Here is a 24,762-nt window from a genome sequence, read left to right as displayed (position 1 = left end):
ATAGTCACAGGTGATTCATTGTTATAGAAGGAGGGACACCTCAGAGGCTCTGCCTTGAATTTAGGTGAAGTGTCTACTTTCAGCCCAGCTCAGGGCTTAACTCCCATGACTAAGTAATGGGTGTCGCTGATATCCTGAATCGCGTTAATTGAAGTCAAGCCTACGATCCTTAGCTCTTCAGTTACCCTCTCAGGGGGCACCCTAAGCCACTGCGGAGGTCCGAAGAGGGTTACCCCCTTTTTAAACTCATAGACCGCAAGCCTTCCTCCATGCTTTAGTAAGCGCACAGCAGTCCTCAATGCTGCTTGTGAAACGCCTTCATAAATGAAGTCATGTAACACGTTTGCCATTATCACCACATCAGCCATGTTATCAGGTAGCTTCACGTCCTTAGTTACGTCAGCCTCAATAATCTCAATGTTGGAGAGCCCTTCCTCCGAGGCCCTTTTAACAACTATCTGAAGGGACTCCTTATCTATGTCTACTGCGTAGACTTTTCCAGGATAGACTACCCTAGCCACAGGTATTGCAAACCTTCCAGGCCCTGAGCCCAAGTCCACCACTGTCATGCCTGGCTGCAATCCAAGAGGTTCCAGGATTGAGGGGTTCACAGGAGGCATCAAGTGCTTTCTGAACAGGCCATGCCTATCCATATCGGTTTACCGAGTGGAGGGAGTCAGGAGGAGCATAAAAGTTTAGAACTAGTTACAGCTGACGTGGCGACGCGTGCCCGCAGCCAGAGGGTCAGCGATGGGAAGCACCGATGCAGAGGCGGGGTTTCAGCGTGAGTTCACAAGGAAACTCGAAATGGCCTTGTTAGGGGCGTTTTCCATAATTTCGCTGCTCCTGGGTTACATGGTGGGTTCAGTTGCTGCAAGGACATTTTTAGGCTCCTCTATAGTTGTTTCGCTGCTTCTCTATCTCATTTTGTTGGCGTTCTATCCCAGGTACAGGTTTCCATTCCTCGCTTACATGGTTGGGGCCGACGCTGGCTCCCTGATGTTCGATGCAACTGTTCTGCATGCTAAAGTGGTGGTTTACCCTCTGGTGGTACTTCTTATCAATGATCTGGGCAGGTTTTCCATCGATGTGGACTTTGTACAGCTTTTGATACTCATTGAAGCCATAGTATACATAGTGAGAAAACTACATGAGCCTAGGAAAAGGCTGTCGGAGGGCTCATGAAACTATTTCATTCTATCGAGAGGTACTTTGAAAGGAGCGGGTTGAGCGCTTCGTTGCTTATCCTCTCGGACAGCTCAGGCTCAAAGTGCCTGCAGAGGGCCACCAGGCCCGCGAGTCTAATAACCTCATTCCTTATGGAGATATTAAGCTCAGCTAGCCTAAAGGTCAGTGACGACTCAAGGGACTTCTCCCTTACAAGCGCTTGGCGAACCTTGTTACAGTCGTCAGGGGAAATCTCAGGTGATTCATCCCTAGGGGCCTCAAGCTCTATCTCATCAACCTTAGGTTCAAGCCACGAGAAGTAGGCCGGGGAGTGAAGCTTCAAACATGATATAAGGTCATTCTGGGACTTGATCACTACTCTGAGATCGCTTAAGATACTTTCAAGTTGGCTTCTCAGGTCTTTTATTCTCTCTCTAGCCTCGGACAGCTCTTTATATAACTCTTCGCACTCAGCGAAACCTAAACACCCCAGTAAACCTTTTAAGTAGTACGAGATTATTTAAATGAGAAGGTAGCCCAATCAATGAAGACCTCGGAGAGGACGACAGCTACGACGGAGGGACAGCTAAGTAGAAAGCTGAGCCTGCTAGACCTTGTGTTTCTGTCTTTTGGAGGCCAGGCGGCGCTGCTCTCCCTGCTAACTTACGCCACAGGGGTGGTCTCCTATACGGGAAGTTTCGCCCCAACAGTAATTATATTAGGAACGCTCGTGGTCATGCTAAACGCGATGGTTGTCTATGGCCTCTCAAAGAGGTATGGTGAGACCGGAGGCTACTATATATATGCATTTTATAGCTTAACTCGAAGGCTAGGCCTGGAGACCGGCTGGCTCTACATAATGTACTCCGTTATCTACGGCTCTGCTTATTTCCTAGGCGCTGCCTACGTTCTGAGGTACGCCCTCCACCTGGATCCTCTCCTTGCCACTATTATGATATACATCCCGGCGGCGACGTTCCTAATCTTGGGCATCAGGCCCTCAGCAAAATATGCAGAGATAGCCTCAATAATAGAAGTTGTCGCGATTCTTTACATAAGTTTGGCTAACCTCATGATAGCAGGCTTCAGGCTCTATAACCCGTTCTCATCAAGGTTAGTACCGCCGCCATCGCTCTTAGCAGCTGGCATTCTATTTGCGATAGGCATACCCACAGGATATGGCTCCATAACTCCGCTGGGTGGGGAGGCCATAAGGAAGGAGTACATAGGTAAAGCCGCAATAATTGTGGTCATAGCGGGCGGCCTCCTTGCTAGCCTGGCGGTATACTCGCTCCTGGACGCTTCATTGGTAACTGGCCAGTTAAACTTCATACTAACGGCAAGGGTACCGGTTATAGACTTTATGCGTAAGTTCTACGGAGACCTTTATATAATACCGCTAGTTTTCGCCGCATTCAACGACGGAATTTTAGCGCCCCTGTCATTTATGGCCGCCACGTCAAGGACTCTCTACGCGATGGCAAAAAACAACATGCTGTATAAGGGCTTAGCAGTGGTTAAGGGCGATCACCCATTTAATGCCGTGGTGGCAACGGTGGCTATTTATGGTATAGTTACTTTTCCAGTGCTGATACTCTATGAGAGGCCCTTTGCACTGTTCCTAGTTTATGGTAGCCTGGCGGGCCTCGCCAACCTATTTGTGCACCTTTCTGCTAACTTCTCTTATATTCTTGAAGGCTTCAGGGGGCTGCGCAGAGCCATGACTTTTGACTCGCTTAGGTCATTTAGCTGGATAACCAGAAAGCTAACGGACATCTTAATAGGATTTGGTGCCGCCATCATAAGTCTGTGGGCCATGTCGCTGAGCTTTGTATCAAAGAGCCTTCAGCTAGAGGTTGACATATTCATAGCATGGATAATAATAGGGTTCATATATGCTGAAGTCCTGGACGAGCTTAAGAGCATAAGAGGCTCCGAGCAGTCACAAGGCTAGTAGACGGATCGCACGGAACCTGGGCCGTTATTTAAGCCCCTCCACTACGGGTACTTATGAGTGAGCAGCTAGATGTCGTTCACCAGCGCCCGGAAGCTTGAGCACATAGACATTGTAAGGAGGGGTAACGTGGAGCCTCAGGAAACTACCCTACTAGAGTACGTAAGACTAGTTCACAGGTCGCTCCCGGAGGTCAACCTGGATGACATAGATCTCTCGGTTGAGTTCTGTGGCCATGAGTTAGGCGCACCTCTCATAATAACTGGCATGACAGGGGGTCATCCTGATGTGGAGCCCATAAACGCCGCCATAGCTGAGGTTGCCGAGAAGTTCAGAATAGCAATGGGCGTCGGAAGCCAGAGGGCTGCCATAGAGGACCCTTCGTTAGTTAGGACGTTTTCCGTAGTAAGGGAGAAGGCTCCTCACGCCTTCATTGTGGCTAACCTCGGCGGGGCGCAGCTGGCCAAAGGGTACGGGGTGAAGGAGGCCCTGAAGGCCGTAGAGATGATAGAGGCCGACGCAATAGCGGTGCACCTTAACGTTGGGCAAGAACTGTTTCAGGACGAGGGCGACACCAAGTTCAGCGGCATACTGGAGAAGGTAGCAGAGCTCGTAGACGAGATGCCAGTGCCCGTAATAGTTAAGGAGGTGGGCACCGGTCTCAGCGCTGAGGATATTAGTGCGCTACGTTCTGTTGGAGTCAAGTGCTTTGACGTTGCAGGGTTAGGCGGCACTAACTGGATCAAGATAGAGGCCCTCAGGTCTAAAGCTAAGCACGGGGCGCCGCTCAGGGATCCAGCTAGCATGGCGGATCTTTGGGGCAACCCCACGGCTATTGCAATAGTGGAGGCCAGGAGCGCGGCCCCTGACGCATATATAATTGGAAGCGGTGGAATCAGGGACGGCCTTGACGTAGCCAAAGCCATAGCTCTAGGCGCCGACATAGGTGGCTTTGCGGCTCCTGCGCTCAGGGCGCTCTCGGCTGGTCGCGAAGGGCTGGAGAGGTACGTTTTACAGACGCTTTATCAGTTAAAGGCGGCAATGTTAATGAGTGGCAGCAGGAGGCCTCAGGATCTTTGGCTTGCTGGCGTTACCGTGTGGGGTCGGCTCAAGGATGAGCTAGAGTCAAGGGGCATAAACGTTAGTAGTTACTTAAATAGCAGAGTTACGACACTTCTTTGGAGGAGGCGAAACAATGGCGTTTGACGACATGAATGACCTCGTGAATAAGTACGTTCCGTTAGTGAACTCGGACATATATGACGTGATAAAGGGCGCTCCTGAGGAGCTCTACAAAGCCTCACTTCACTTAATAAAGGCAGGCGGGAAGAGGCTAAGGCCGCTGGTGGTTCTCGCCACAGCTAGGGCCTTAGGCGGTATTGACGCCGAGGCCCGCGCAATCCCTCTGGCCTCTGCAGTGGAGATTTTCCATAACTTCACTCTAGTGCATGACGACATTATGGACAACGATGACTTTAGAAGGGGAGTTCCTACAGTCCACAAGGTCTATGGGGTTCCGCTGGCTATTACCGCTGGTGACCTTATGTTTTCGCTGTCATTTGCGTCGATTCTGAGGAGCCTTGAGAAAGGACTTGATGAGGAGTACGTAATTAAAGCTGTACAGGCTCTAACAGAGGCCTCACGCAAGGTGGCTGAGGGGCAAGGTTATGATATGCTCTTTGAGAAGAGCTGGGACGTGGACTCAGAGGACTACCTAAGGATGATATACCTTAAGACGGGGGCCCTAGTGGAGGCCTCGGCCAAGCTAGGCGCCATAGCGGCTAAGGCCAAGGACGAGGTGATAGAGACCATGGGGGAGTACGGGAGGCTTGTCGGCCTGGCATTCCAGATAAGGGATGACATACTTGGAGTTTTTGGCGACCCAGCCAAGACTGGCAAGCCTGTCTACAGCGATCTTCGCCGCGGCAAGAAAACTATACTGGTGCTGAAGGCGGCCTCAAGCGACGAGAGGGTAAAGGAGCTTTTGGCTGAGATATTCAAAGGGGATAGCTCGGAGGAGAAGCTTAAGGAGGCGGCTGAAGCTATAAAGGGCACTGGGGCCCTTGACTATGCGCAGAGCCTGGCTAACAGCTACTCTCAGCTTGCCATAGAAAAGCTTGACATGTTAAAGGCCTCAGGACTCATAGTGGATGAAAAGGCCTATAGAGCCCTAAAGGACCTTGCAGTATTTAGTGCCCAGAGGGAGAAGTAAACATGAGCTTAGATGAGCTGAGGTCCCTGGTCTACAGGGTTACGCTGCGTAACGCGGTGCAGCACGGAGGCAAGGCGATGGTAAACAGCGTAATGTCAACGCTCATAGCCGAGCACCCAGAGCTCAGGCAGAGGGCCAGGGAGCTGGCGCCCATAGTAAAGGAGACGGTGGATAAGGTTAACTCTATGAGCTTTGAGGAGCAGCGTGACGCGCTGGCAAGGGAATTTGGCGAGGTGGTGGAAGAGGGCCAGAAGAGACAAAAGCCTGAGCAGAAGGTCCTGCCCCCGCTTCCTAACGCCCAGGAAGGCAAAGTCGTCACAAGGTTTGCCCCTAACCCAGACTTTGCAATTCATATAGGCAATGCCAGGCCTGCCATATTGAGCTACGAGTACGCGAGGATGTACAAGGGCAAGATGGTACTAAGGTTTGAGGATACTGACCCAAGGACTAAGACACCTATGAAGGAGGCCTATGACATGATTAAGGAGGACCTCAGGTGGCTCGGAGTCAGGTGGGATGAGGAGTACATACAGAGCCTTCGCATGGAGATATTCTATTCAACTATGAAGGAGGCCCTCTCAAAGGGCTGCGCCTATGTGGATCTAGGGGGCGAGGAAAGCAAGAAGCTGATATCGGAGGGGGTGCCGCCGGATTACAGGGACAAGCCGCCGGAGTGGCAGTTAGAGGAGTTTGAAAAGATGCTTTCAGGGCACTATAAGGAGGGTGAGGCAGTAGTAAGATTTAAGACAAACGTTGAAGACCCGAACCCCAGCCTCAGGGACTGGGTGGCCTTCAGGATCATTGACACAAGCGTTCACCCGCACCCGCTGACGGGGGACAAGTACATAGTGTGGCCTACCTACAACTTTGCTGTCAGTGTTGATGACCATTTAATGGGCATTACTCATGTACTCAGAGGTAAGGAGCATCAGCTTAACACGGTTAAGCAAAGTTACGTCTACAAGTGCTTTGGGTGGCCTGAACCTACATACATACACTTCGGGAGACTGAAGCTGGAGGGCTTCATAATGAGCAAGAGCTATATAAAGAAGATAATGAATGACAGGCCAGGCGAGTTCATGGGTCTTGACGACCCAAGGTTTGGTACCATAGCTGGCCTTCGTAGGCGTGGCATACTGCCTGAGTCCATAAGGGACGTAATTCTTGATGTAGGTGTGAGACCTGGCGACGCCAAGCTCAGCTGGGCAAACCTGGCCGCAGTTAACAGGAAGAAGCTCGACCCCATAGCCGACAGATTGATGTTCGTAGAGCTTACCGGAGGTCGCGGCGTCAGGATGAGGCTGAGCCAGCCGGACTGCTACGTGGCAAGGATACCTTTACATCCCAATAGGCTGCAGGCCGTCCGTGAGATAAAGGTATGCAATGGCGACTACATCTATATTCCAAGCGATGATACCAAGGCTCCCGTTGTGAGGCTCGCCGGCTTAGGAAACTACATAGTAAATGTTAAAGACGGTCTGCTAGAGTTCAAGAATGACAGCCTTGAAGAGGCTAGGAGGGAAGGCTATCCGATAATTCAGTGGGTGCCCGAGACGGGCTCTGTTAAGCTCACGGTGCTGGAACCTGATGGCCTAAACTTAGTAAGGCACGAGGGGCTCGTCGAGAGTTACATAAACAACTACAGCAAAGGTTCCAGGCTGCAGTTCATACGTTACGGCTTTGTCATAATAGACTCCATTGAACCGCTCGTTGCCATATTAACTCATACATAAGCGTTTTACTGAGAGGACAACTCCTTGACATAGTTTGCCAGATCATCCGAGCCCTCCTTGTACCTTATTATAGCGTTCAATGGCACATAGTGATATCCTGTGTGCGCAATGATTTCATAAACTGACTCATAGCTGGCCCTTTCGATAAGCCAAAAGAAGAGCGTCGGAAGGTCGTCTAGCAGGTTGCTAAGCCCTTTACTCTCAGCGCTACTGATGTACGAGTCTACGAGGCTCCTGAAGGCTTCTTTCTCCCATTTAAGAAGCTCCTCGGAGGGCCATGACGATACTTGAAGAAGTGAGGCGCCGGTCCTTAGCTGTTCGCCCATCATTGCAGCGTAATCAATGCTCCTTGCTAAGGCAGCCAAGTCTCTCACAGCAGGCTCTTTCTCTAGCTTGTTTGCGGGCATCTTATAGGGCTCCCCCTCGAAGTCAGTTATGTATATGCTCCCGTCCTGGGACTCTATTATCTGGTAAAGGTGAAGGTCGCCATGTATCCTTAGCTTGGTTCTTCCTAGGAGTTTCTCTGCGAGCGGCTCCAGGTAGCTGACAAGCTCCTCTAATGAGTCGGCAGCCTCGTAAACTAGGGGTCTATCGTTGTACGGAAGCATGTGTATGCCTTTTTCCCTTAGCCACGAGGCCCTCCAGCTGATCCTTTCAAACCATCTTCTGATGTCCGCATCAGTTATGGGTTCCGGCCTGCACCAGCTCTCACTACAGGCCATCATGACGTTGTGAAGCTCTGAAACGGCAGACCCTATTTTAGGTCCTATGAAGCCTATGTTATCAGTGGACCTGTTAGAGGCGTCGTTAACGTAGGCCGTGGCCGCCGGGGATCCATCAACAAAGCTAGTTACTATGATATAAGGTGAACCCTCGTAGGTTAAGTCGCACATGAAGGCGGGGGCCTGCTTGTAGTTTGCAAACGTTAAGTATCTGAGCACGAGAGGTTCTATATTATCACTCTCAAGACGTCTTAAGGCCTTTATTAGCAGTTTCCTGCCGTCTTCATCTATGGCCTCATAGCTTACGGATCTCAGCCCTGAGCTTATGATTTTAAGTCCCTTTATTTTTATGAGCCCATCACAGCTTGACTCTAACGAGGCGGCGGGGGAGCGCAGCACCGAGTTAAGCCACGCTATAGAGGAGTCCAGCTCTATGACTGAACCGTTAGGTAGCACGGAAATAGGCGCGAAGGCCTTCTCATCACAACCCTCAACTATGAGAGCAAGGCCTCCATCTATGGGTTTGCAGTAGTAGGTTACGCTATCACAGCTTAGCGCCCAAGGCCTTGAGGTATACCACTTGAGTATAGGCGAGCTGCACTCTGCTGCTAAGTTAGACACCTGTATCTCTATTGAGGGCTGCACTATTATTAAAAATCAAGGTAGCGAGCCCTTGCTGGCGCAACTAAAAATTAGCTCGGCGGGAGCAAGCTCTTGCCAGTCAACATATAGTAAGTCTTAATATATTCGGCGTGGCTCCACGCTAGCGGCATAACAGAGAGGGGCGCTGAGTCGAAGGGGCTGACCTGCTCTGGCAGCATTCCAGTGGGGGAAGCGACGCCCTCGACCCACGCCATTAATTGTTTAGCGGCGTCAAGGTTTTTCTGTAATATATAGCTCTGCGCCAGCCACATAGTAGTTATTATCCATGGATTGCCCGGTATGCCAGTATAGTCGCCGTTAATCCTTTGGTAGTAGTCGTTTTCATACCTTGCGAGGCCCCCTACCCTGTTAACCCACAATTTATCCTTCACAGCCTTTACGGTGCCCTCGAACATGGGGTCTGAAGGATCTACAAGACCGAAGAGGCCAGCTGCTAGGGCTGAGGAATCTAAGGTCTTGTCGACGCTGACAACCCTGTCCTTGTCTATTACTATCATCCTGTAGAAGTAGCCTCCTTCCTTATTAAACATGTGCTCCCTGAAGCCGTTCTGGATGACCTTAGCCAAGCGCCTCCACTTATCCTCCTTGCTCCATGTGCCGAGCCTCCTTGCTATGTCAGCTGCGCTCTTCATTGCAGCGTAGACGGCGGCGACCGTATACGTGTGAACCCCAAGCCTCTCTTCCCAGAGGTCGTAGCTCATCAGGGGCAGGGACAGCTTCTCGTTGATGAAATTGGCCATGAAATCTACAGCTTTTTCTAGATCCTCATAGATCTCACGTAACAGGAAGTAATCATTAGAGGCCATTATATGGTACCAGAAGCCATAGACTGCCAGGGCGGTCTCGTCCTCCTGTATGTTCTTGCTAATTTCGGTCTCGGAAGTCCACGGGTGCCATGTGCTTCCAAAAGTGCCGTCAGCATTATACTTCTGATAGAGGTAACCTTCAGGGGTCATAAGCTCTGTAAACAGCTTCTCGTAGAACCTCCTGGTAAAGGACCAGTAGCCCATGGAGTCGAGGGCTATAGCTACATGGACTGCATCCCTTGGCCACGTATATGCGTATGTGTCAAGGTTAAACTTAAGGATGTCGGTGTCTAGCGACGCAGGCACCTCGCCGCTGTTACCCATGTGGCCGATAAGTACAGCTACGCTTTGTTTTAAGAGCTTCACATCCTTGACGGGCTCTGTAAGGACGCTCCAATACCTGCTGTCGCGCTCAAAGTGCTCGCCGGGCCTCGCCCTCAGATCCTTTACTGACTCTACAAGTTCTCTGTAACTTCTTCCCGCAACTATGTAAAGGTAAAAGTCCTTAGCGGCTATGGAGACGGCGCTGTCAACGGAGCCCTGGGCTATTGGGTTCTTATTTAAGATACCATCCTGGCAGTCTTCAAAGACAGTCCCTTGATCCCTCCTTCCTGTAGTGTACTCATAGAGTTTATGCGATGATGTTACTGCAAACCAGGTGCCCCCCTTATAGTGAATTATGGCGTCGAGCCGAGGGTCGTAAAGCGCCGTGTCGCCGAGCTCGCTGTTGTTAAGCCTGAAGTCGTTATACTGTATGAACCTAAAGAGGCCCTCACCCTTTATGCTTACCTTAGTTATTATTGCTGGTCTTGTCTGGGAGGCCAGCGAGGTAAGCTCTACGGTAACTTCGCCCAGCCTGAAAATGGCCTTAGCTATCAGGTTATCCATTTCAATTGACTTGTCCACGCTTTCAAGCCATATCATCTGGCCGTCCTTCCATAGACCCATCCTAAAGGCGCCGTTAACTGAGTGATTGTGATGTTGGTCAAGCATGGGATAATAAATGCTCCTTATGTAGAAGTTGCCATCATAGAGGGCTGCTATAGTTCCATTACTAACCATTGCAAGTCGTGCCATTTATGATCACCGCGTGGGAATCGTATCATGGTATATTTACTGTAGGACCCCCATTTTAAGGGTAGTTTAAATGTAAATGCTCGAAACGGCCACCAAGAGGTCGCGAGCGCGCGTTTAGAGCTTCCTTGACATAGCATTAGGCGTTACAGCCTATCTTGGGCAGCTCTTCAACTTTTCCCTCGGCGACTGCGAAGACGTCGTGTGGGTGTATGCTCTCTAAGCTGTAGATCTCGGCTTTAAGTACAGTATCCCCAGGAAGGCTTTCGTCAACCAGGCACCTGAGTCTCCTCACTGCATCCCTGACTGCGTCCTCAGCGAACTTTGGATTCCTGTGAGCTCCAAAGACAAGCTTTGCCTCTTGGGGTCTCTTAAGCAGTGTGAAGGCTGGTGCTGAGAGGGAGGCCCAGAGGGCTGAAGCTATGTCATCAATGCTAATTATGTGAAGCTTACGGGATATTATGGAGCCCTTGAGCATTACCTTCTGGCTATGGCTAGGCGCTGTGGAGCTGTAGTTGAACATGTCAGCTATGGTTCTCTGCGCGCTGGGACATACCGTGAAACCCTTAACGGAGACGCTTGTCAGGAAAGTCTTTTCGCTCCTTCCTCCCACTACGGCAACCTTAACCTTAACTGGCTCCAGGGACTCTATATCCTCAAAGACAGCCCTCGCCCAATAGGTTGTGTATAGCTCGACGCCAGCGCTATCGCTGTAGTTGTGTAAGTTTAGAAGTTGGTCATGAATGCTCTCCGCGAGGCCCTCAAGGCTCCAGGACTCCTGGGGGAGGGAGTCCAATATCTGCATAGCATCAACATTACGGGACAGATGGGCCCCTTTTCTGCTAGATGAAATGTCCACATAAACATTAATTCTAGCGTCAAAAGCAAAGGTTCCCTGGGGCGACTTTATCAGGATTCTCTTCAGGACCCCCCTGAAGCCTATCCTCTTAACTGGCACAGGGTAATCAGGGCTCTTGTCCTGCAGCTCCAGCCCTTATCACCTTTAGGAGCTCTGTTAACGAGAGTTCAAAAACGGCCACTGGGTATGTAATGTTAAGCTTATCCAGTACGTCAGGGTTTATCTCCCCAATAATTCCAACCTCGCGGCCGTTAGCCAGGAGCGATGCGGACCTGCCTGCGAGGAGCCAGCTGACCGTAAGGGGCCTAGCGCTGGGCTTGACGCCAAATGACCTTATAAAAGCGTAGGCAATAGACTGTATGTCCTCATAGCTCACAGAGTCATCCATGGTGGCGGCGGCTAACTTTAGGTCCTCCACAACCTCGGAGCCTACCTTTCTGACAGCCTTGCCTATCTCAAAGATGTTGACGGGCTTAGCCTTACTTACGTTGAAGAGCATGAACTGAAGGAGCTGAGGCACGAGGGAAGGCCTTAAGGCGTCTAGCTCCTCTTGCACAGGGTTCTTAAGCCTCACAGAGTCGCTGGCCATGTCAAAGAGCTTTAGCAGGGAGGAGCTTGTTAACATATAATTCATAACCTCCGTGAAGCCAAGCCCTGTCATTATATCGCGTGCCGCCCTCGAGAGCAGGGAGTGATCTAACAGCGACCCCCTTGCATCATTGACGTACTTGCTAGGCGAGAGCTTAGGAGAGTCGTAGCCCAGCGCCATAGCAACGTCCTCTACAAGATCTATCTCTGATATTATATCATAACGGAATGGGGGAACCACTACCTTAACGTGGTCGTTTTCGGGCGAGGCGCTGTGCCTCATCTTAAGTAGCGAGAGCACAACTTCATCGGCAGTTAGGTCTGCGCCTAGAACCCTGTTAACGTAATTTACATCAAGGCTCATCTCCTTACTCTTAAGCGCTGGTGTTTGCAAGGGCTCTCCAGACCTCGGGGTCACCTTAACGAGGCCTATGTATGACCCTCTCCTCTCGGCTAAGTTAAGCACTATGATGTCCAGCACCTTAAGTACGGAGGCTAAGTCTGTCCCAGTGACGTCGATAAGAAGGTCCCTGGTACCTACCTCAACTCTGGTAAGCTCCGAGTTTATCACAGGCGGCAAAGAAAGAACTGTTCCATCATCTTCTATAAATGCTGGGTGAAAGCCTTCAGCAAGGCTTATGTTACCATATTTCACTCCCTGCTCCGTGCCTCTCAGGACCTCATCTATTGATATGGCTTCGCTCCTGCCAAGGGGTATCATGCTGCTCTTGAGCGGCAGCATAGTATACTTAAGCTTCTTAGACTTAACCTTAGCTAAGTCGTGGAACCCTATGGCAACCTTCCTCCTCCTTCTTCCTATGGTATCGTGAAGTTTTTCCTGGAACTGGACAAGCTCCTCAAGGAAGGACTCTGAGTCAACATTTACATTATATACTACTGCTGCAACTATGTAGGGCCTAGTTCCTGGCATCTCGTTAATTAACTCTAGGCCGCTGTCCCTGGGCTTCTCATTGATGGGTTTCCAACCAAGTTCTATGGACTCTATGCCCCTAACAGCCCTTGCTATGCCCTCAGAGATAAACATGTCCGGCCTGTCAGGGTTTATCTCAACTGAGAGGTATTCATTGTCAAGCTCCGTCTCGCACTTTAGTCTGAAGAGGGCCTCCTCAACAATATCCAGGTCTAGGCCTGAGGTGTCCACCAGCCTCTCAGGCTTAAACCTGAGCGTTACCATGTCCTTACACCTCGGCTTTAAACGATCTCAGAAAGTCGTAATCCTTAGAGTAAAGGTCCCTAACGTCATGGAGTCCAAAGCGGGCTAAGGCTAGCCTTTCAACGCCCATGCCCCAGGCCCCCACCTGGTAGTCAACGCCTGCAATCCTGAGGACCTCTGGCCTGAAGAGGCCTGCGCCGAAGACCTCCACAAGGTCGTTTCCTATCTTCGCATAGCCCTCTACGCTGGGTTCTGTAAATGGGAAGTAAGCAGGCTTAAACTTAAGCTCCAGGCCAAGCCTCTTGCCGAACTCGCTCAGGAACCCAAGGAGATCCCTAAAAGTGAAGCCATTCCACCCCATAATTCCGTCTAGTTGGTGGAAGTCTGACAGGTGCGTGGCATCCACGGGATCTGCCCTGAAGACTTTGTCTATTGTAAAGAACCTAACCGGAGGCCTAGGCCTTGATGCAAGGACCCTTATGGTCACAGCGGTGGTCTGGCTCCTTAGAATTCTCCTCGAGGCTATGCCTTCATCCCATCTGTATCCCCACCCATGTTCGTGTTCATACCTAACTCTGGCAACGATGTCAGCGTACTCCCTTAGGTCAGCCGGCGGCAGGTCAGGCCAGAAAGTGTCATGCATTTCCCTAGCCGGGTGATCCTGGGGCTGAAAGAGCGCGTCAAAGTTGAATAGCTCTAACTCCACAAGAGGGCCACTTACTTCGGTGAAACCCATCTCTTTCATGAGGTCTTTGAGCTCCTCTATAAACTCGGCAAAGAAGTGCTTTCTCGCTGGCATCCTTAACGGTGGCTCCGCGCTAACATTGTATGGCCTTAGGGTGTACTCTCTCCATCTGCCTGTAGCTATAAGTTCATGAGATAACTTAGCTATACTTGGCTTAGCGGTTGCCAGCGACAGCCCTTGAGGCAACAACCTCACGCTTATCAGGCTTTTCTGTTCAACCTTTACAAGCCCTCTGCTTTTCAGCGTATCAACTATCTTCTCACTTACAAGCCCTCCCTCCTTTACGCTCTTAAGGCCCTCCTTTAGGTTAACTATGCTAGCCCTGAATTTTTCGCGGTCTACAAGAGTTATAATGCCGTTAGCTATCTTTACGTAGCCAGCCCTCACGGCAATTCCAACAGCTACATTGAAGTCCTTTCCAAGTTGGTTCCTGGCTGAGTCAACGGTGGCCGAGCCATTGTTGGCCTCTAATAGCTCAAGAAGCCTCTCTTCAGGTAACCCGTTCCTTAAGGCCTCCTCGCCCCTCTCGGTAAGGAGCACCTTGGTGACGGTCTTCCTGCTGACCTTAACAAGCCCCTTGGCTTCAAGGAGGTTTGCTAGGCTCGCGGCACTGCTCGCAGGTATACCTATAAGCTCCTCAGACTTCTCAAGGTCTAGCGGTTCGCCAAGCTTTGCGAGCCTCTTTAAAAGCTCCAGCTCGCTGGGGCTTAGCTGCTCAGCGGCCATGGTTAGCCTCCCGTGATTGACTTAAGGCTGAACAATTAAATGTTTGTCTCGGAGGATTAGAGTCACAGGTAAGCTTAATATCCTCTGTCGGGTTGACTTCACATCTTGATGGTTAGTGTGGGGGCCACCAGGGCCATTCTAAGGCTTATAAGGCAGAGGATAGGCGAGCCTACCTTAAGGAAGGTGGAGCCGCCAAAGGGCTTCCTATTTGTGGCATCCCGCGATAGCGTAGATGTAACGCTTTACCCTGTGTCCTTGGACTACCTCTTAGTACAGCCGGAGGGCTACTCAGACGTTTTTAAGTACACGTCAGAGCTCACGATAGCCCAAGAGCCATGGCAGTCGTATTGCCAGTGGCACAACGGTCCCCTGGACGAGGCTGATGATCCTCTTAAGAGGTTATACTGCCCGGTTGCTGCTGAGGGCTTCTGCTCAAAGCACAGGAGGTCCGAGAGGGCTATCTACACGCTTTGCCTTGATTCGAGGTCGGAGAAGGCGCTCGAAGCTTGTAGGTACATAGACAGCATAGTGAAGGGTGAGTACGTAGTTTATATGCTAGACTATGGAGGCGATAAGCCTAAGGTTGGTGCGACGAGGAAATTCAGGCTATTGGAGAGAATAGCGGAGCAGCCTCACGTAGTAGCCACGGTGCTCATGGAGGTGGACAGCCTCCTGGCTGCAAGGAAAGCTGAGATGAAGGTATCAAGCAGCGGCATAGCCGTAGAGAGTTGGCGCCATAAGCTGCTCAACGCGCAAGACTACTACTTTGCGTCGCTGAGACTCAGCGAGGCGGCATCGAAGGCCTCCAAGCTTTTAGGAGTTCAGTGGGACGGTAAGTTGTTCTCAATAATCTCGCAGGACTTCATATCCATGAGACCTAGGGTTGTTGACGCGAGGGCGCTTATAGGTAAGTCGTTAATTCCAGGGGCCTCTTGGGGTGGATTTATAATGTTTAAGGACAGCAAGGGCTCCTTTGTGGCTGTTAAGTCATCAGAGTTGATGCACAAGGATTCTCTGATAATAGATCTTGGTTCTACGTGACAAGCGCCTCTAGAGACGCCGTGGCGGCGCTCATAAGGCTCCTGTCCGTGAGGGCCTGATCGCTCTGCAAGGAGCCCGCTGAGTTGCTTATCACGAGGGCGCAGGCAGAGCTGACCCCCCTTATCCTTGATAGAGCCGTCACCGTGGCGCACTCCATTTCGACGGCCTTAAATCCAAGGGATTTAAGCAGGCTAAGAACGCTAGACTCTGCGTAGAAGGAGTCGCTAGAGAAGACAGGCCCCCTGACAACCTTTACATCTAGCTTTAACTTAGATAGCTCCTGCAAGAGCCTGTAGGTGAGCTCTGGGTCAGGAGATGAAGGTGGGCATATAGGTCCAAAGTAAAGTCCAAGCCCTGCGCCGCCATAGGTTGATGACGCCGCGTCTACCACAACTATATCTCCTGGCCTCAGCTCTGAGGAGATTGCACCAGCTGTCCCTACTCTTATGATTTTCTTTGCCCCTATGCTTATCAGTTCCTCAACTACGATGGCAGCGCTGGGGCCCCCCATTCCGTGGGCAGCTATGGCAACTTCCCTGCCCCTGTAAAGACCTACGTAAGTTCTGAGCCCCCTGTTATCGTTTATGAGCTGCGGCCTTTCAAGTAATAGCGCGAACCTGTCGGCCCTCAGCGGGTCTCCAGTTATCAGGACCCCTTCGGGGACCTTCTCAGCTTTTATATGATAAGGCATTCACATCCTCCTCAACGTTGGTATGCCCAGTACGTTCATACCAATGCCTAGGGACTGCCTTACTATGTCCACTATCAACGCCTTCAGCTCCCTTGCTCCAACGTCGGACTCCCTTATTACAGAGTCCTGCTCGTACCAAGTATTGAAATTATCCGCCAAGTCGGCTAAGTGCGATACAAGGTCCTCTGGAGCTAGGTCGTCAGCTGCCTTGGCTATTACCAGCGGGGTCCTCAATGCCCTCACCAGGAGCCTCCTCCTAGGCTCCGTGCACTTCTCAGGGTCCACGGAGTTAAGATCAATCTTTCCATGCTTTTCAAGTATATTAACTGCCCTCACGTACGTGTACTGAAGGTATGGGCCACTGCTCTCCTTAAGGTTCATGGCCTTCTCGACGCTGAATGTCAGAGGCTTTGAGGCGCTCATGTGAACCATGAAGTATCTGATGGCTCCAACGCTTATGCTCTTAGCTATTGCCATGGCCTCCTCTTTTGACATAGACGGATTCCTCTCTATGACCTCTTTTAATGCCCTCGCAGAAAGCTCGCTGAGAAGGGAGTCAAGTGTGACGTACTCGCCCCTCCTGCCGTGCATGCTGCCTGTGGTGAGCCTAACTATTTCGTAGTCATAGTGAATTAAGTTTAACGCCTCCTTCCTGTGGCCAAGGCCGTAAAGCGCTACCCTTAGCTGAAGCTGCGGGAGCCTCTGATCAGCGCCTATGACGTTGATTACCTTGTCTGCACCTGTCTGCGAGAACTTGAGTACGCTATAGGCCAGATCCCTTGTGGTGTAAAGCGTTGTCCCGTCACTCCTGAGCAGAATGAGGGGCGGCAAGGGGAACCCCTTGGGAAGCTTTATAGAGCTAAGGGCCTCCTTGTCGTGCTGAATTTCCTCGCTTATTATCCGAGGTATGTCTATTGCGTCAGCGTCCTTGTATTTAATGAAGTACTTGCTTTTCTTAGCCTCTTCAACAAGCTCGCCCACGAGCCCACTCCAAACTAGGTCGCTTTCCCAGTCCCAGAAGTCAAAGCTTATGTCAAGAACCTCAAGGCTCTGTCTAAAGCCTTCAAGGACTGCCTGAACCATAGATCTAATCAGGGTCTTCTCGGGCTCGAGCCCTTTCTCGTATCTATTATTGAGGTCAGCTACGGCTGCGTCAGGATTCTCGAGGGATAAGATCGCCGTGTAAAGCTTATCAAAGAGGCCTCCTGGGTCCTGGGACTTTAGTTTAGCAAGGGTTGAGGCTAGCTTCTCCGCCTCCTCGCTGTTCCCGGCCTTTTTGGCATTTAGAAAGTCTATGGTGGTGCTGGTTACAGCGTATATCCAGCCCACCAGCGAGTCAGGCTTTATTGAGAGCCTTTGTGACTCCTTTAGCACATCTATGCCCAGCAGCTTGACACCGAGGGCAGCTATGGACACCTGGCGGCCTACGTCATCTATGTAAAACCTTGTCACGACGTTATGCCCTCTAGACCTGAGGAGCCTCCCAAGCGAATCCCCTATGCAGGCGTTTCTTGTATGTCCTATATGGAGAGGATGTATGGGGTTAGCGCTAGTATGTTCAACCACTATCTTGAGGGGCCTAGGGGTCTTGGGAACCTCTAGCTCCTCGCCATTCTTGGCCCACTCTACTACCGCCTTAATAAGATCCCCGCATTTAAAAGTTAAGTTGGTAAAGCCCTTTAGGTTCTTCACGTCGACGTAGCTAATATTGTAGTCTGACGCTAGTTTGCTTGCCAGCGCCTTGGCTACCTCATCAGGATTCTTGGAGTACCTTATCGAAGGAAACGAGGAGTCCCCGTATTCTTCCTTTACAGGCTCCATTAGATCCCTAAGGGCAACAAGCTGGTCAATGCCGAGTATATTTGAGAGGACCTCCGAAGAGCTGACGATAGCTCGGGTCACAGGGTCTAGCAAGCTTCGGGCCCTAGCGCCAAGCAGCGAGACGTCGACTTAAACTTTCCTGAGGATCTCTGAAAAGGCCCTTATGACGTCGCTCTGCCTGCCCACTGTGGTTACTATCGCGCCGCAGCTCCGTATCTTTGAGAGCTCAGCCTCGCTTACCGATGGAGGCGTAATGGCTGCAAGCCTACGGCCGCTATTGATAAAGCTACAGATGGTTTCAGAAGGTTCGGAGTCTTTAACTGTTTGCCTTAGGTCTGATATCAAGATGGCCCTCCTAGAGCCTTCAGAGGCCTTTATGGCCTGGGAAATGTTAGTATATCCATCAAATCTAAGCGATGCCAACAGTCTTATTATGGCTTGCCTCTTCAGAGGCCCTTTTACGATCTTCACCGCATCATTAAAGAGCACAAGCGTATCTATGCCATCCGCGGCAGAAGCAGCGGCTGCAAGAGCCATAGAGGAATATGTTCTCATCGAGCCACTGACGTCCAGTAGGAGCGAAAAGCTCTTTACTCTCTCACGGCTTCTGTAGGTCATAAAATTGTTGATCATCCTTATGTACTTCTGTTCAGACCTTCTTAAGTCAAGCCGTCCACCGGTCGCGCTATAAGTTATTCTCTTGCCCTGATACGAGCTTATTGATGTTCTGACAAGCGAAAGATCCAAGAGGCGTTCAAGGGCCCTTCTCCTCCTTTGATCCTCAGCGGTGATGTAGAGGTCCTGGATAACTGGAACTAGGGTCTCCAGCGGCAAGCTAGCTAGGGAGCCCAAGTCCCCCTGGGCAACCCCTATTATGGCCTTAGCCTCGTCCAGGAGGCTTCTGGCGATCTCTTTAAGTTCGCCTTCATGGGCCTTACCAAGGGACTTCTCAGTGGATTCGATTTCATTCACTGCAAACTGGAGGTACTGAGGCTCTTGGTCATTTAGATAGGCTAAGGAGTACCTCAATGAGATGGACGCCCTAACTAAAGCTTCAAGCGGGGACCCCTTTACGAGGCCCTTGACTTCAACCCTCCAGAGCAGCCTGGGGTCCACAGCCTTTGCTATACTTAGAGCCTCCTCATAGCTGTCTGCATCTGCGATAAGCCTTCTCACGACCTCCGCGGCCTTCTCCATACTCATATATCTGACTGCTGCTAGGCTTCTCTCTTTGCCAACACTTAACGCTATGGAGGGCCTCCGCTCTAGAATCTTGGCAACTATGCGAGGGTCCTTCAGTTCGCCCATCTTAGCTAGCATGTTAGCAACATACTTTAGCTTGCGCGAATTTTTAGGAACTTCATACATGTACTGCAGCCTATCTACAGCGTTGTAATACGACTCCAGCTCATGGCTTTCATTTACTCCCTTTATAAGGTCTTTTTCAAGGCTATCACTCTGCGCCAATAACATAGGTAGTAATTTCTTTATTAATGTCTCTGATTCCTCATCCTTAGCTAGCGTAGCTAGAATTATCGTGGTTATATCATCATTATCCAAGTGGCCATTGAGGCTAGAGTAAGCGTCGGCCAAGGATACTGCGGCCAGCTCTTCATCTATGCTGACCTCTTTGCCTTGACGCCTGAGCTGCATTGCCAGCTTATGCACAAGACTTATTAGGTGGTCATTCCTCATGGGTGGCCCCTTCGCCGATGTGTTCTTTAACTACCGCGTATACTACGTCTTCATCAGCTGGATCCTTTATGAGCGCTGCTGCGGCCGTCTCAATTAAGTGCCTCGGAAGCACGCTTACGCTTCCTTCAGTCCTTGCAACTGCCTGAGCTAGACGAACCCAGGAGATGGATGCGTCAACGCCTGGCTTATGTAGCAAGTCGTTGGAGCTCCTAAGGGCGTTAATTACGTTGACAACTTTTCTCAACAAGGAGTCCTTTACGGGGGGCTTGTCATTTACATGTAGCATTATTATTTTGAGCTCAGTCTCAGGGTCGGGGTATGTAAACCTTATTCTGACTACTCTCCTTAGGAAGGCGTCGCTCAGTTCACCTTGTGCTATGTCTGCGGGGTTGCTAGTAAAGATAAACTGAAATCCTAGGCCTTTAGCCTTAAAGGACCTTTTTAGCTCAGGGACGACAATTCTCCTTTTATCTATTATGTCCAGCAGCATATTCTGGAAGTCCTCATTGCTCCTCCTGATCTCATCTATTAGCACCCCGGCATCCAATATCATAGCTGCGAGCAGGGGCCTTGGAATGAACGAGCTCTCGTTAAAGCCGTATCTCATGGCCATGAGAGGGTGGAAGTCACCAATAGTTTTATATTCATCATAATCCGGCGACGCGGGTAGCACGAAGGGATCCCTGCCAGACCACAGCCTCAGGAGGGCCTCTCCAATCTCTGTCTTGCCAGTGCCTGGAGGCCCCTCAAAAAGCACCGGTTTACCTATCATAAAAGCCGCGAAGGTCACTTTAACTATTCTGGGGTCCACCAGTAGTTTAAACCGCTCCTCAAGCACTTTGATGGCTTCTGCTGGGTTTCTCACAGGCTTTGCCGTCTCTGAAATCTGTGAGTAAATTTCCCTTGCCTTCGCCTCTATGGGGTCCTCCTTATCACTGTTATAGCTTTCCATTTCAGCTACTCCTGCCTCTGTGGTTGCGCTGACTAAAGGGTTTTTGCCTTACTGCTCCTCTATAGTATCAATGTTGATAAGCCATGAGCCCGGCTCCTCTAAGTTCTTGGCCTCCTCGCCCTCTAAGTCCAGAAGGAAACAGACGTCCCTGTACGGGCAGCTGTTGCAGCGACGGCCCCTCTTGGCTGCTGGAAGTATCCCGTTCTTCTTCACTAAAAGGTAGTCATCCACAGCCTTAAGTACCAGGGCTGAAAGCTTGCTGTCAAACTTAAACACTCTTGATGCCGTTGGATACCTGACCTCGACAGTAATTTCCTGAGGCTGGTAGTTTTTGGCAACTATAAGTCCATAGGCGCCGGCCTGAATAATGTCGCTTATCCACGCCCCTCTCCTTGGTGCTCTTGAGCTCTTCCTTTCAATAATGTGCGCCTTCCCTTCGTCTATTCTGATTGCGTCTGCCCGGCCAACTATCATGACGTTCTCGTTTAAAGTTAAAACTAAGTCATGTTCGTTCATGTAGCCTTTAATCTTATCTCTAAGGACGAACAGGGCATGAAAAGCTTTCCCTAAGAAGAGCCTTAGAACCTCAGGGAGGCTTCTCCTTCTTGGCATGTAAAGCTCAAAGAAGGCGAGCCTTGGACAATAGCCGAACGTGTGAAGGTCGCTAGGCCTTATTATTGTTGGTTTCTTTTGACTTCCCTTATCGCCAAGCTCAGGCGTTTCTCATCAACCTCCCACTCGCTAGGCTTCACACCCTCAGGGGGTGAGTCGTAATGTATTGCAATGGCCCTAGTCTCGGACTTAACGTAATCCTCAAGGACCTTGGCCGCAGTGAGAAGCTCCTCATCACCATTGATCCAGAGCTCTATGTACGCGTCCACGGAGAGGCCTGCCTGCTTCCTCATGTACTGGACCCTCCTTATTATTTCTCTCGCAGTGCCCTCAAGGGCCTCCTGCTCAGAGATGCGCTTATCAAGGGCTATCGTGCCATAAGGCGTCTCCTCAGCTAAGAGCCACTCTGGGTACTTTGCAACTATCTTCACGTGCCTCCTCTCCACTCTCACCTTCTGTCCGTTAACAGTAATATCATAGAAACCTTTCTGTAGTATTTCCTGCGCCGCTGTAGGGTCGCTCTGCAGGGCCTTTATAACAAGGGGGGTCAGCTTCTTGAAGTCAGGTCCCATAGTGCTGAACTCAGGCTCAAGGCTGTACACCCTTAGCTCATTGAGAAGTTCTGAAGACACAACTTTAACCTCCTTGACGTTAACTGCCTGCGTAAGCAGGCCTTGAAGCTCCCTGACAGCGTCCTGCACCTCCTGTGACGAAGGCGATATGTACAGCGTCCTAAGAGGCCTCCTTAGTTTAATGCCCCCCTTCATTCTAGCCGACAGCGCGTACTCGGTTATCTTCCTTATGATCTCCATTTTACCTTCAAGATCCTTATTTATGAGTGAGGTGTCGGGTTCAGGCAGCAGGGCCATATGAACGCTCTCCGGCATATCGGGTTCGGCAGGCCTGACGAAATTCTGATAGAGGTACTCGCTCAGGAAGGGCATTATTGGGGCTGCCATAAGAATCCAAGTCCTAAGTGCTACATAAAGTGTTGCGTAGGCGGCCCTCTTTGAAGGCGTGTCGCTCTCTTCCCATACTCTCCTCCTTATGAGCCTCAGGTACCATCTACTGACATCCTCAACTATGAAGTCCCTTAATATGCGGGCGGCCTCGTGAACCTCAAGCCCATCAAAGCGCTTCCTATATTCATAAAGGTAACTGTTAAGTCTTGACAGGAGCCAGCGGTCCTCAACTTCAAGATAATCCTTTACTGAGTCAAGGGTAACGGCCTTTGGGTCAAAGCCGTCCAAGCTCATGTAAAGCGAGGCGAACGCATACACGTTCCTCATTATAGTGAAGTCCCTGGCCGTTATGTCTATGTTGTGCCATGAAAATCTGAGGTCCTCCCATGTGGTGTTACGCAGCAGGTAAAGCCTGAGGACGTCGCGTGGGTACTTCTTCAGGATATCTTCAACAGCGACATAGTTGCCAAGGGACTTATGCATCTCTCTGCCCTGCTCGTCCAGGACGAACCCATGAACTAGCACCCTTCTGTAAGGTACATTGCCAAACCCTATCACGCCTGAGCGCAGGAGGCTGAAGAACCAGCCCCTCAGCTGATCATGACCTTCGAGCACAAAGTCAACAGGCATAAGGCGATTAAAGGTATCCCTGTTCCTGGGGAAGCCCAGGCTAGCATAGAACGCTATGCCGCTATCGAACCAGACGTCAGCGACGTCAGGAACCCTAGTCATAGTGCCGCCGCACTTGGGGCACTTCAGGGTGACCTCGTCAATCCACGGCCTGTGCAGATGCTCGGGGCGACGGCCTCCGAGTCTGACTATATCGTCAACGCTCCCTACGACCTCTACATGGCCGCAGCTGTTGCAGACCCATATGGGCAGGGGTATGCCCCAGTACCTCTGCCTGCTGACCACCCAGTCCTCTATATTGGTTACTAGTGAGGCTATCCTGCTCTTGGCCCATGAGGGTACCCACTCAACGTTGTCGAGCTGCCTGAGCAGTTCCTGCCTCAGCCTGCTGACGCCTATGAACCACTGCTCCGTGGTCCTGAGAACTAGCGGCGTCTTGCACCTCCAGCATATAGGGTACCTATGCTTTACTTTACCTACGTGAAGCAGCGCTCCCCTGCTCTGCAGGTCATTAATTATAGCTTCGTTGGCCTCTGTTCTGAAGTAAAGACCTTTGTACCTTCCAGCTTCCTCAGTTAACCTGCCCTGGTTGTCAACTACGCTTATGGGCGGCACCCCAAGCTTAGAGCCTACGTCAAAGTCTATATCGCCGTGGCCTGGGGCTGAGTGAACTAGGCCTGTTCCCTCGGTAGCCACCACAGCCTCCGGCGCCATCACAACCCTGTGATACTTCTTGAGAACTGACTGAGCTGGAACTATGTCTTCAAGCGGGTGTGTATACTCGAGGCCTTCAAGCTCGGATCCCTTGAATGTCCTGATAACCTTGTAGTTAGTTATGCCTGCCTCCCCCATTACTGCTTCCACTCTACTTTTGAGCAAGACATACCTTTCACCGTTGGCTTCAACTTCTGCGTACTCCATGTCTGGGTGAGCCATAACAAACGCGTTTGCTGGCAGCGTCCAAGGGGTTGTAGTCCAAATGAGCAGATAAAGGTTATCACCGCCCTTTACCTTAAACTTCACGTAGATGGAGGGATCCTCTAGTTCGGTGTACTCGGAGACCTCGTAATCTGCTAAAGTGGTCTCGCACCTAGGGCACCAGTGCAGTACCCTTTGACTCCTATAGAGCAGGCCTTTATCATGAGCTACTTTGAACAGGTACCAGCCGGACTCTATGTAGTCGTCTGAGTAGGTAACATAAGGGTTCTCCCAGTCCATGAAGACTCCAAGCTGCTTGAAGTTCTCTGTCATGCCTTTTATGTTATTCTTGACCACGTTGAGGCACGTGTTTACAAACCTTTCTATGCCAACCGATGTCTCTATCTCTTTCTTGTTCTTTATGTTATACATTCTTTCGACAAGGATCTCTATGGGTAGGCCGTGGGTGTCATAGCCGGGTTTGTCCCATACATCATAACCTAACATCCTGTAATACCTGAGCAGCGCATCCTTAAGCACCTTGTTCCATGCCGTGCCGAGGTGTATCGTAGAGGCGCTTGCATAAGGAGGCCCATCAAGGAAGTAGAGTTTCCCCTTATTGCCTTTAAGCGACTTTATTTTGTGATATATGTCGTTCTTTTCCCAGAAGCTGAAGACCCAGTCCTCTATATCATGTTGGGGCCTGTTGTCAGATGCTAGGTAGCCTGGGACTTTCAAGCCTCACACCCCAGTATCTATCCAGTCCACCTTAACGTACTTTGAGCCTACTATTGAAGATACTATCTTAGCTATCTCGTCCTGAAGGCCTTCCTTCGCTATTGGTAGCTCCAGGAACCTGAACTCTGGCAGCACCGAAGACTTTATGTCTACAGGTTCAACCCCATACTTCTCCTTAAGCTTTCTCTTAACTTCCTCGTGCTCAGAGTCATAATAGGCCGTGTAATAAATTCTGTAGAGCTTCTTGTGAACTGCTGGGCCTTCTTTATCTGGCATTAG

20 protein-coding genes are annotated in these 24,762 nt (G+C 50.6%); 6 read left to right on the top strand and 14 right to left on the bottom strand.

Annotated elements, in window-relative coordinates; all coding sequences use genetic code 11:
- Positions 1-89: 89 nt before the first annotated feature.
- Entirely contained in the window at positions 90-653 is a 564-nt protein-coding gene (locus tag ACZ5GQ_RS01830; RefSeq protein ID WP_498856953.1) for a class I SAM-dependent methyltransferase, read from the bottom strand.
- A 73-nt stretch (positions 654-726) separates the two neighbouring features.
- On the opposite strand from ACZ5GQ_RS01830, the gene ACZ5GQ_RS01825 reads away from it, so the two are divergent.
- Positions 727-1,185: a hypothetical protein gene (locus ACZ5GQ_RS01825; RefSeq protein WP_498856952.1), complete on the top strand. Its 459-nt coding sequence runs from the start codon at positions 727-729 to the stop codon at positions 1,183-1,185.
- 7 nt (positions 1,186-1,192) lie between these two features.
- Here ACZ5GQ_RS01825 and ACZ5GQ_RS01820 read toward each other — a convergent pair whose 3' ends face one another.
- Positions 1,193-1,510 carry a hypothetical protein gene (locus tag ACZ5GQ_RS01820; RefSeq protein ID WP_498856951.1) on the bottom strand — a complete coding sequence of 106 codons (318 nt, stop codon included), beginning with the start codon at positions 1,508-1,510 and terminating at the stop codon, positions 1,193-1,195.
- Positions 1,511-1,711: 201 nt separating this feature from the next.
- Between ACZ5GQ_RS01820 and ACZ5GQ_RS01815 the strand changes: the two genes are divergently transcribed.
- The 4 genes from ACZ5GQ_RS01815 to ACZ5GQ_RS01800 all read left to right on the top strand — a co-directional run bounded on the left by ACZ5GQ_RS01815 (position 1,712) and on the right by ACZ5GQ_RS01800 (position 7,066).
- Positions 1,712-3,121: an APC family permease gene (locus ACZ5GQ_RS01815; protein ID WP_498856950.1), complete on the top strand. Its 1,410-nt coding sequence runs from the start codon at positions 1,712-1,714 to the stop codon at positions 3,119-3,121.
- 72 nt (positions 3,122-3,193) lie between these two features.
- Complete coding sequence (fni, locus tag ACZ5GQ_RS01810; RefSeq protein ID WP_498856949.1) at positions 3,194-4,327, top strand: isopentenyl-diphosphate delta-isomerase; 1,134 nt, start codon at positions 3,194-3,196, stop codon at positions 4,325-4,327.
- Complete coding sequence (locus ACZ5GQ_RS01805; protein ID WP_498856948.1) at positions 4,317-5,333, top strand: polyprenyl synthetase family protein; 1,017 nt, start codon at positions 4,317-4,319, stop codon at positions 5,331-5,333. Before fni ends, ACZ5GQ_RS01805 begins: the two co-directional genes overlap by 11 nt.
- A 2-nt stretch (positions 5,334-5,335) precedes the next feature.
- Positions 5,336-7,066, top strand: a complete 1,731-nt coding sequence (locus tag ACZ5GQ_RS01800) for a glutamate--tRNA ligase (RefSeq protein WP_498856947.1) — start codon at positions 5,336-5,338, stop codon at positions 7,064-7,066.
- A gap of 5 nt (positions 7,067-7,071) precedes the next feature.
- Here the strand turns inward: ACZ5GQ_RS01800 and ACZ5GQ_RS01795 are convergent, their stop codons facing one another.
- From ACZ5GQ_RS01795 to pheS, 5 genes are all read right to left on the bottom strand, one after another.
- Entirely contained in the window at positions 7,072-8,433 is a 1,362-nt protein-coding gene (locus ACZ5GQ_RS01795; protein ID WP_498856946.1) for a hypothetical protein, read from the bottom strand.
- Positions 8,434-8,480: 47 nt separating this feature from the next.
- On the bottom strand, positions 8,481-10,334 hold the full coding sequence (locus ACZ5GQ_RS01790; protein ID WP_498856945.1) for a glycoside hydrolase family 15 protein: 1,854 nt from the start codon (positions 10,332-10,334) through the stop codon (positions 8,481-8,483).
- Positions 10,335-10,470: 136 nt separating this feature from the next.
- Positions 10,471-11,289 carry a GTP cyclohydrolase I FolE2 gene (locus ACZ5GQ_RS01785; RefSeq protein ID WP_498856944.1) on the bottom strand — a complete coding sequence of 273 codons (819 nt, stop codon included), beginning with the start codon at positions 11,287-11,289 and terminating at the stop codon, positions 10,471-10,473.
- A 7-nt stretch (positions 11,290-11,296) separates the two neighbouring features.
- Positions 11,297-12,973 (bottom strand): phenylalanine--tRNA ligase subunit beta, encoded by a 1,677-nt coding sequence (pheT, locus tag ACZ5GQ_RS01780; RefSeq protein ID WP_498856943.1) that lies wholly within the window; start codon positions 12,971-12,973, stop codon positions 11,297-11,299.
- A 4-nt stretch (positions 12,974-12,977) separates the two neighbouring features.
- Positions 12,978-14,423, bottom strand: coding sequence for a phenylalanine--tRNA ligase subunit alpha (gene pheS / locus ACZ5GQ_RS01775; RefSeq protein ID WP_498856942.1), 1,446 nt, complete (start codon positions 14,421-14,423; stop codon positions 12,978-12,980).
- Positions 14,424-14,528: 105 nt separating this feature from the next.
- Here pheS and ACZ5GQ_RS01770 point away from each other — a divergent pair, with 105 nt between their 5' ends.
- The gene (locus ACZ5GQ_RS01770; RefSeq protein WP_498856941.1) at positions 14,529-15,464 is read left to right on the top strand and encodes a hypothetical protein; all 936 of its coding nucleotides are present in this window, start codon (positions 14,529-14,531) and stop codon (positions 15,462-15,464) included.
- On the opposite strand, the gene ACZ5GQ_RS01765 is transcribed toward ACZ5GQ_RS01770, so the two are convergent.
- From ACZ5GQ_RS01765 to ACZ5GQ_RS01735, 7 genes are read right to left on the bottom strand one after another with little or no spacing between them, the layout of a single operon-like run.
- Positions 15,457-16,155, bottom strand: a complete 699-nt coding sequence (locus ACZ5GQ_RS01765; protein WP_498856940.1) for a nucleoside phosphorylase-I family protein — start codon at positions 16,153-16,155, stop codon at positions 15,457-15,459. The genes ACZ5GQ_RS01770 and ACZ5GQ_RS01765 overlap by 8 nt on opposite strands.
- Positions 16,156-18,069, bottom strand: coding sequence for a DALR anticodon-binding domain-containing protein (locus tag ACZ5GQ_RS01760; protein ID WP_498856939.1), 1,914 nt, complete (start codon positions 18,067-18,069; stop codon positions 16,156-16,158).
- 36 nt (positions 18,070-18,105) lie between these two features.
- Positions 18,106-19,671, bottom strand: a complete 1,566-nt coding sequence (locus ACZ5GQ_RS01755) for a vWA domain-containing protein (protein ID WP_498856938.1) — start codon at positions 19,669-19,671, stop codon at positions 18,106-18,108.
- Positions 19,661-20,623, bottom strand: coding sequence for an AAA family ATPase (locus ACZ5GQ_RS01750; RefSeq protein ID WP_498856937.1), 963 nt, complete (start codon positions 20,621-20,623; stop codon positions 19,661-19,663). Before ACZ5GQ_RS01750 ends, ACZ5GQ_RS01755 begins: the two co-directional genes overlap by 11 nt.
- A gap of 48 nt (positions 20,624-20,671) precedes the next feature.
- Positions 20,672-21,298: a CRISPR-associated protein Cas4 gene (gene cas4, locus ACZ5GQ_RS01745; RefSeq protein WP_498857339.1), complete on the bottom strand. Its 627-nt coding sequence runs from the start codon at positions 21,296-21,298 to the stop codon at positions 20,672-20,674.
- Positions 21,298-24,483 carry an isoleucine--tRNA ligase gene (gene ileS / locus ACZ5GQ_RS01740; protein ID WP_498856936.1) on the bottom strand — a complete coding sequence of 1,062 codons (3,186 nt, stop codon included), beginning with the start codon at positions 24,481-24,483 and terminating at the stop codon, positions 21,298-21,300. Before ileS ends, cas4 begins: the two co-directional genes overlap by 1 nt.
- Positions 24,484-24,486: 3 nt before the next feature.
- Complete coding sequence (locus ACZ5GQ_RS01735; protein WP_498856935.1) at positions 24,487-24,759, bottom strand: hypothetical protein; 273 nt, start codon at positions 24,757-24,759, stop codon at positions 24,487-24,489.
- Between the last annotated feature and the right edge of the window lie 3 nt (positions 24,760-24,762).

Source organism: Caldococcus noboribetus (assembly GCF_055389385.1).
Note: the sequence above shows the minus strand (reverse complement) of the source record. Positions and strands in the feature narration are given on the sequence as shown.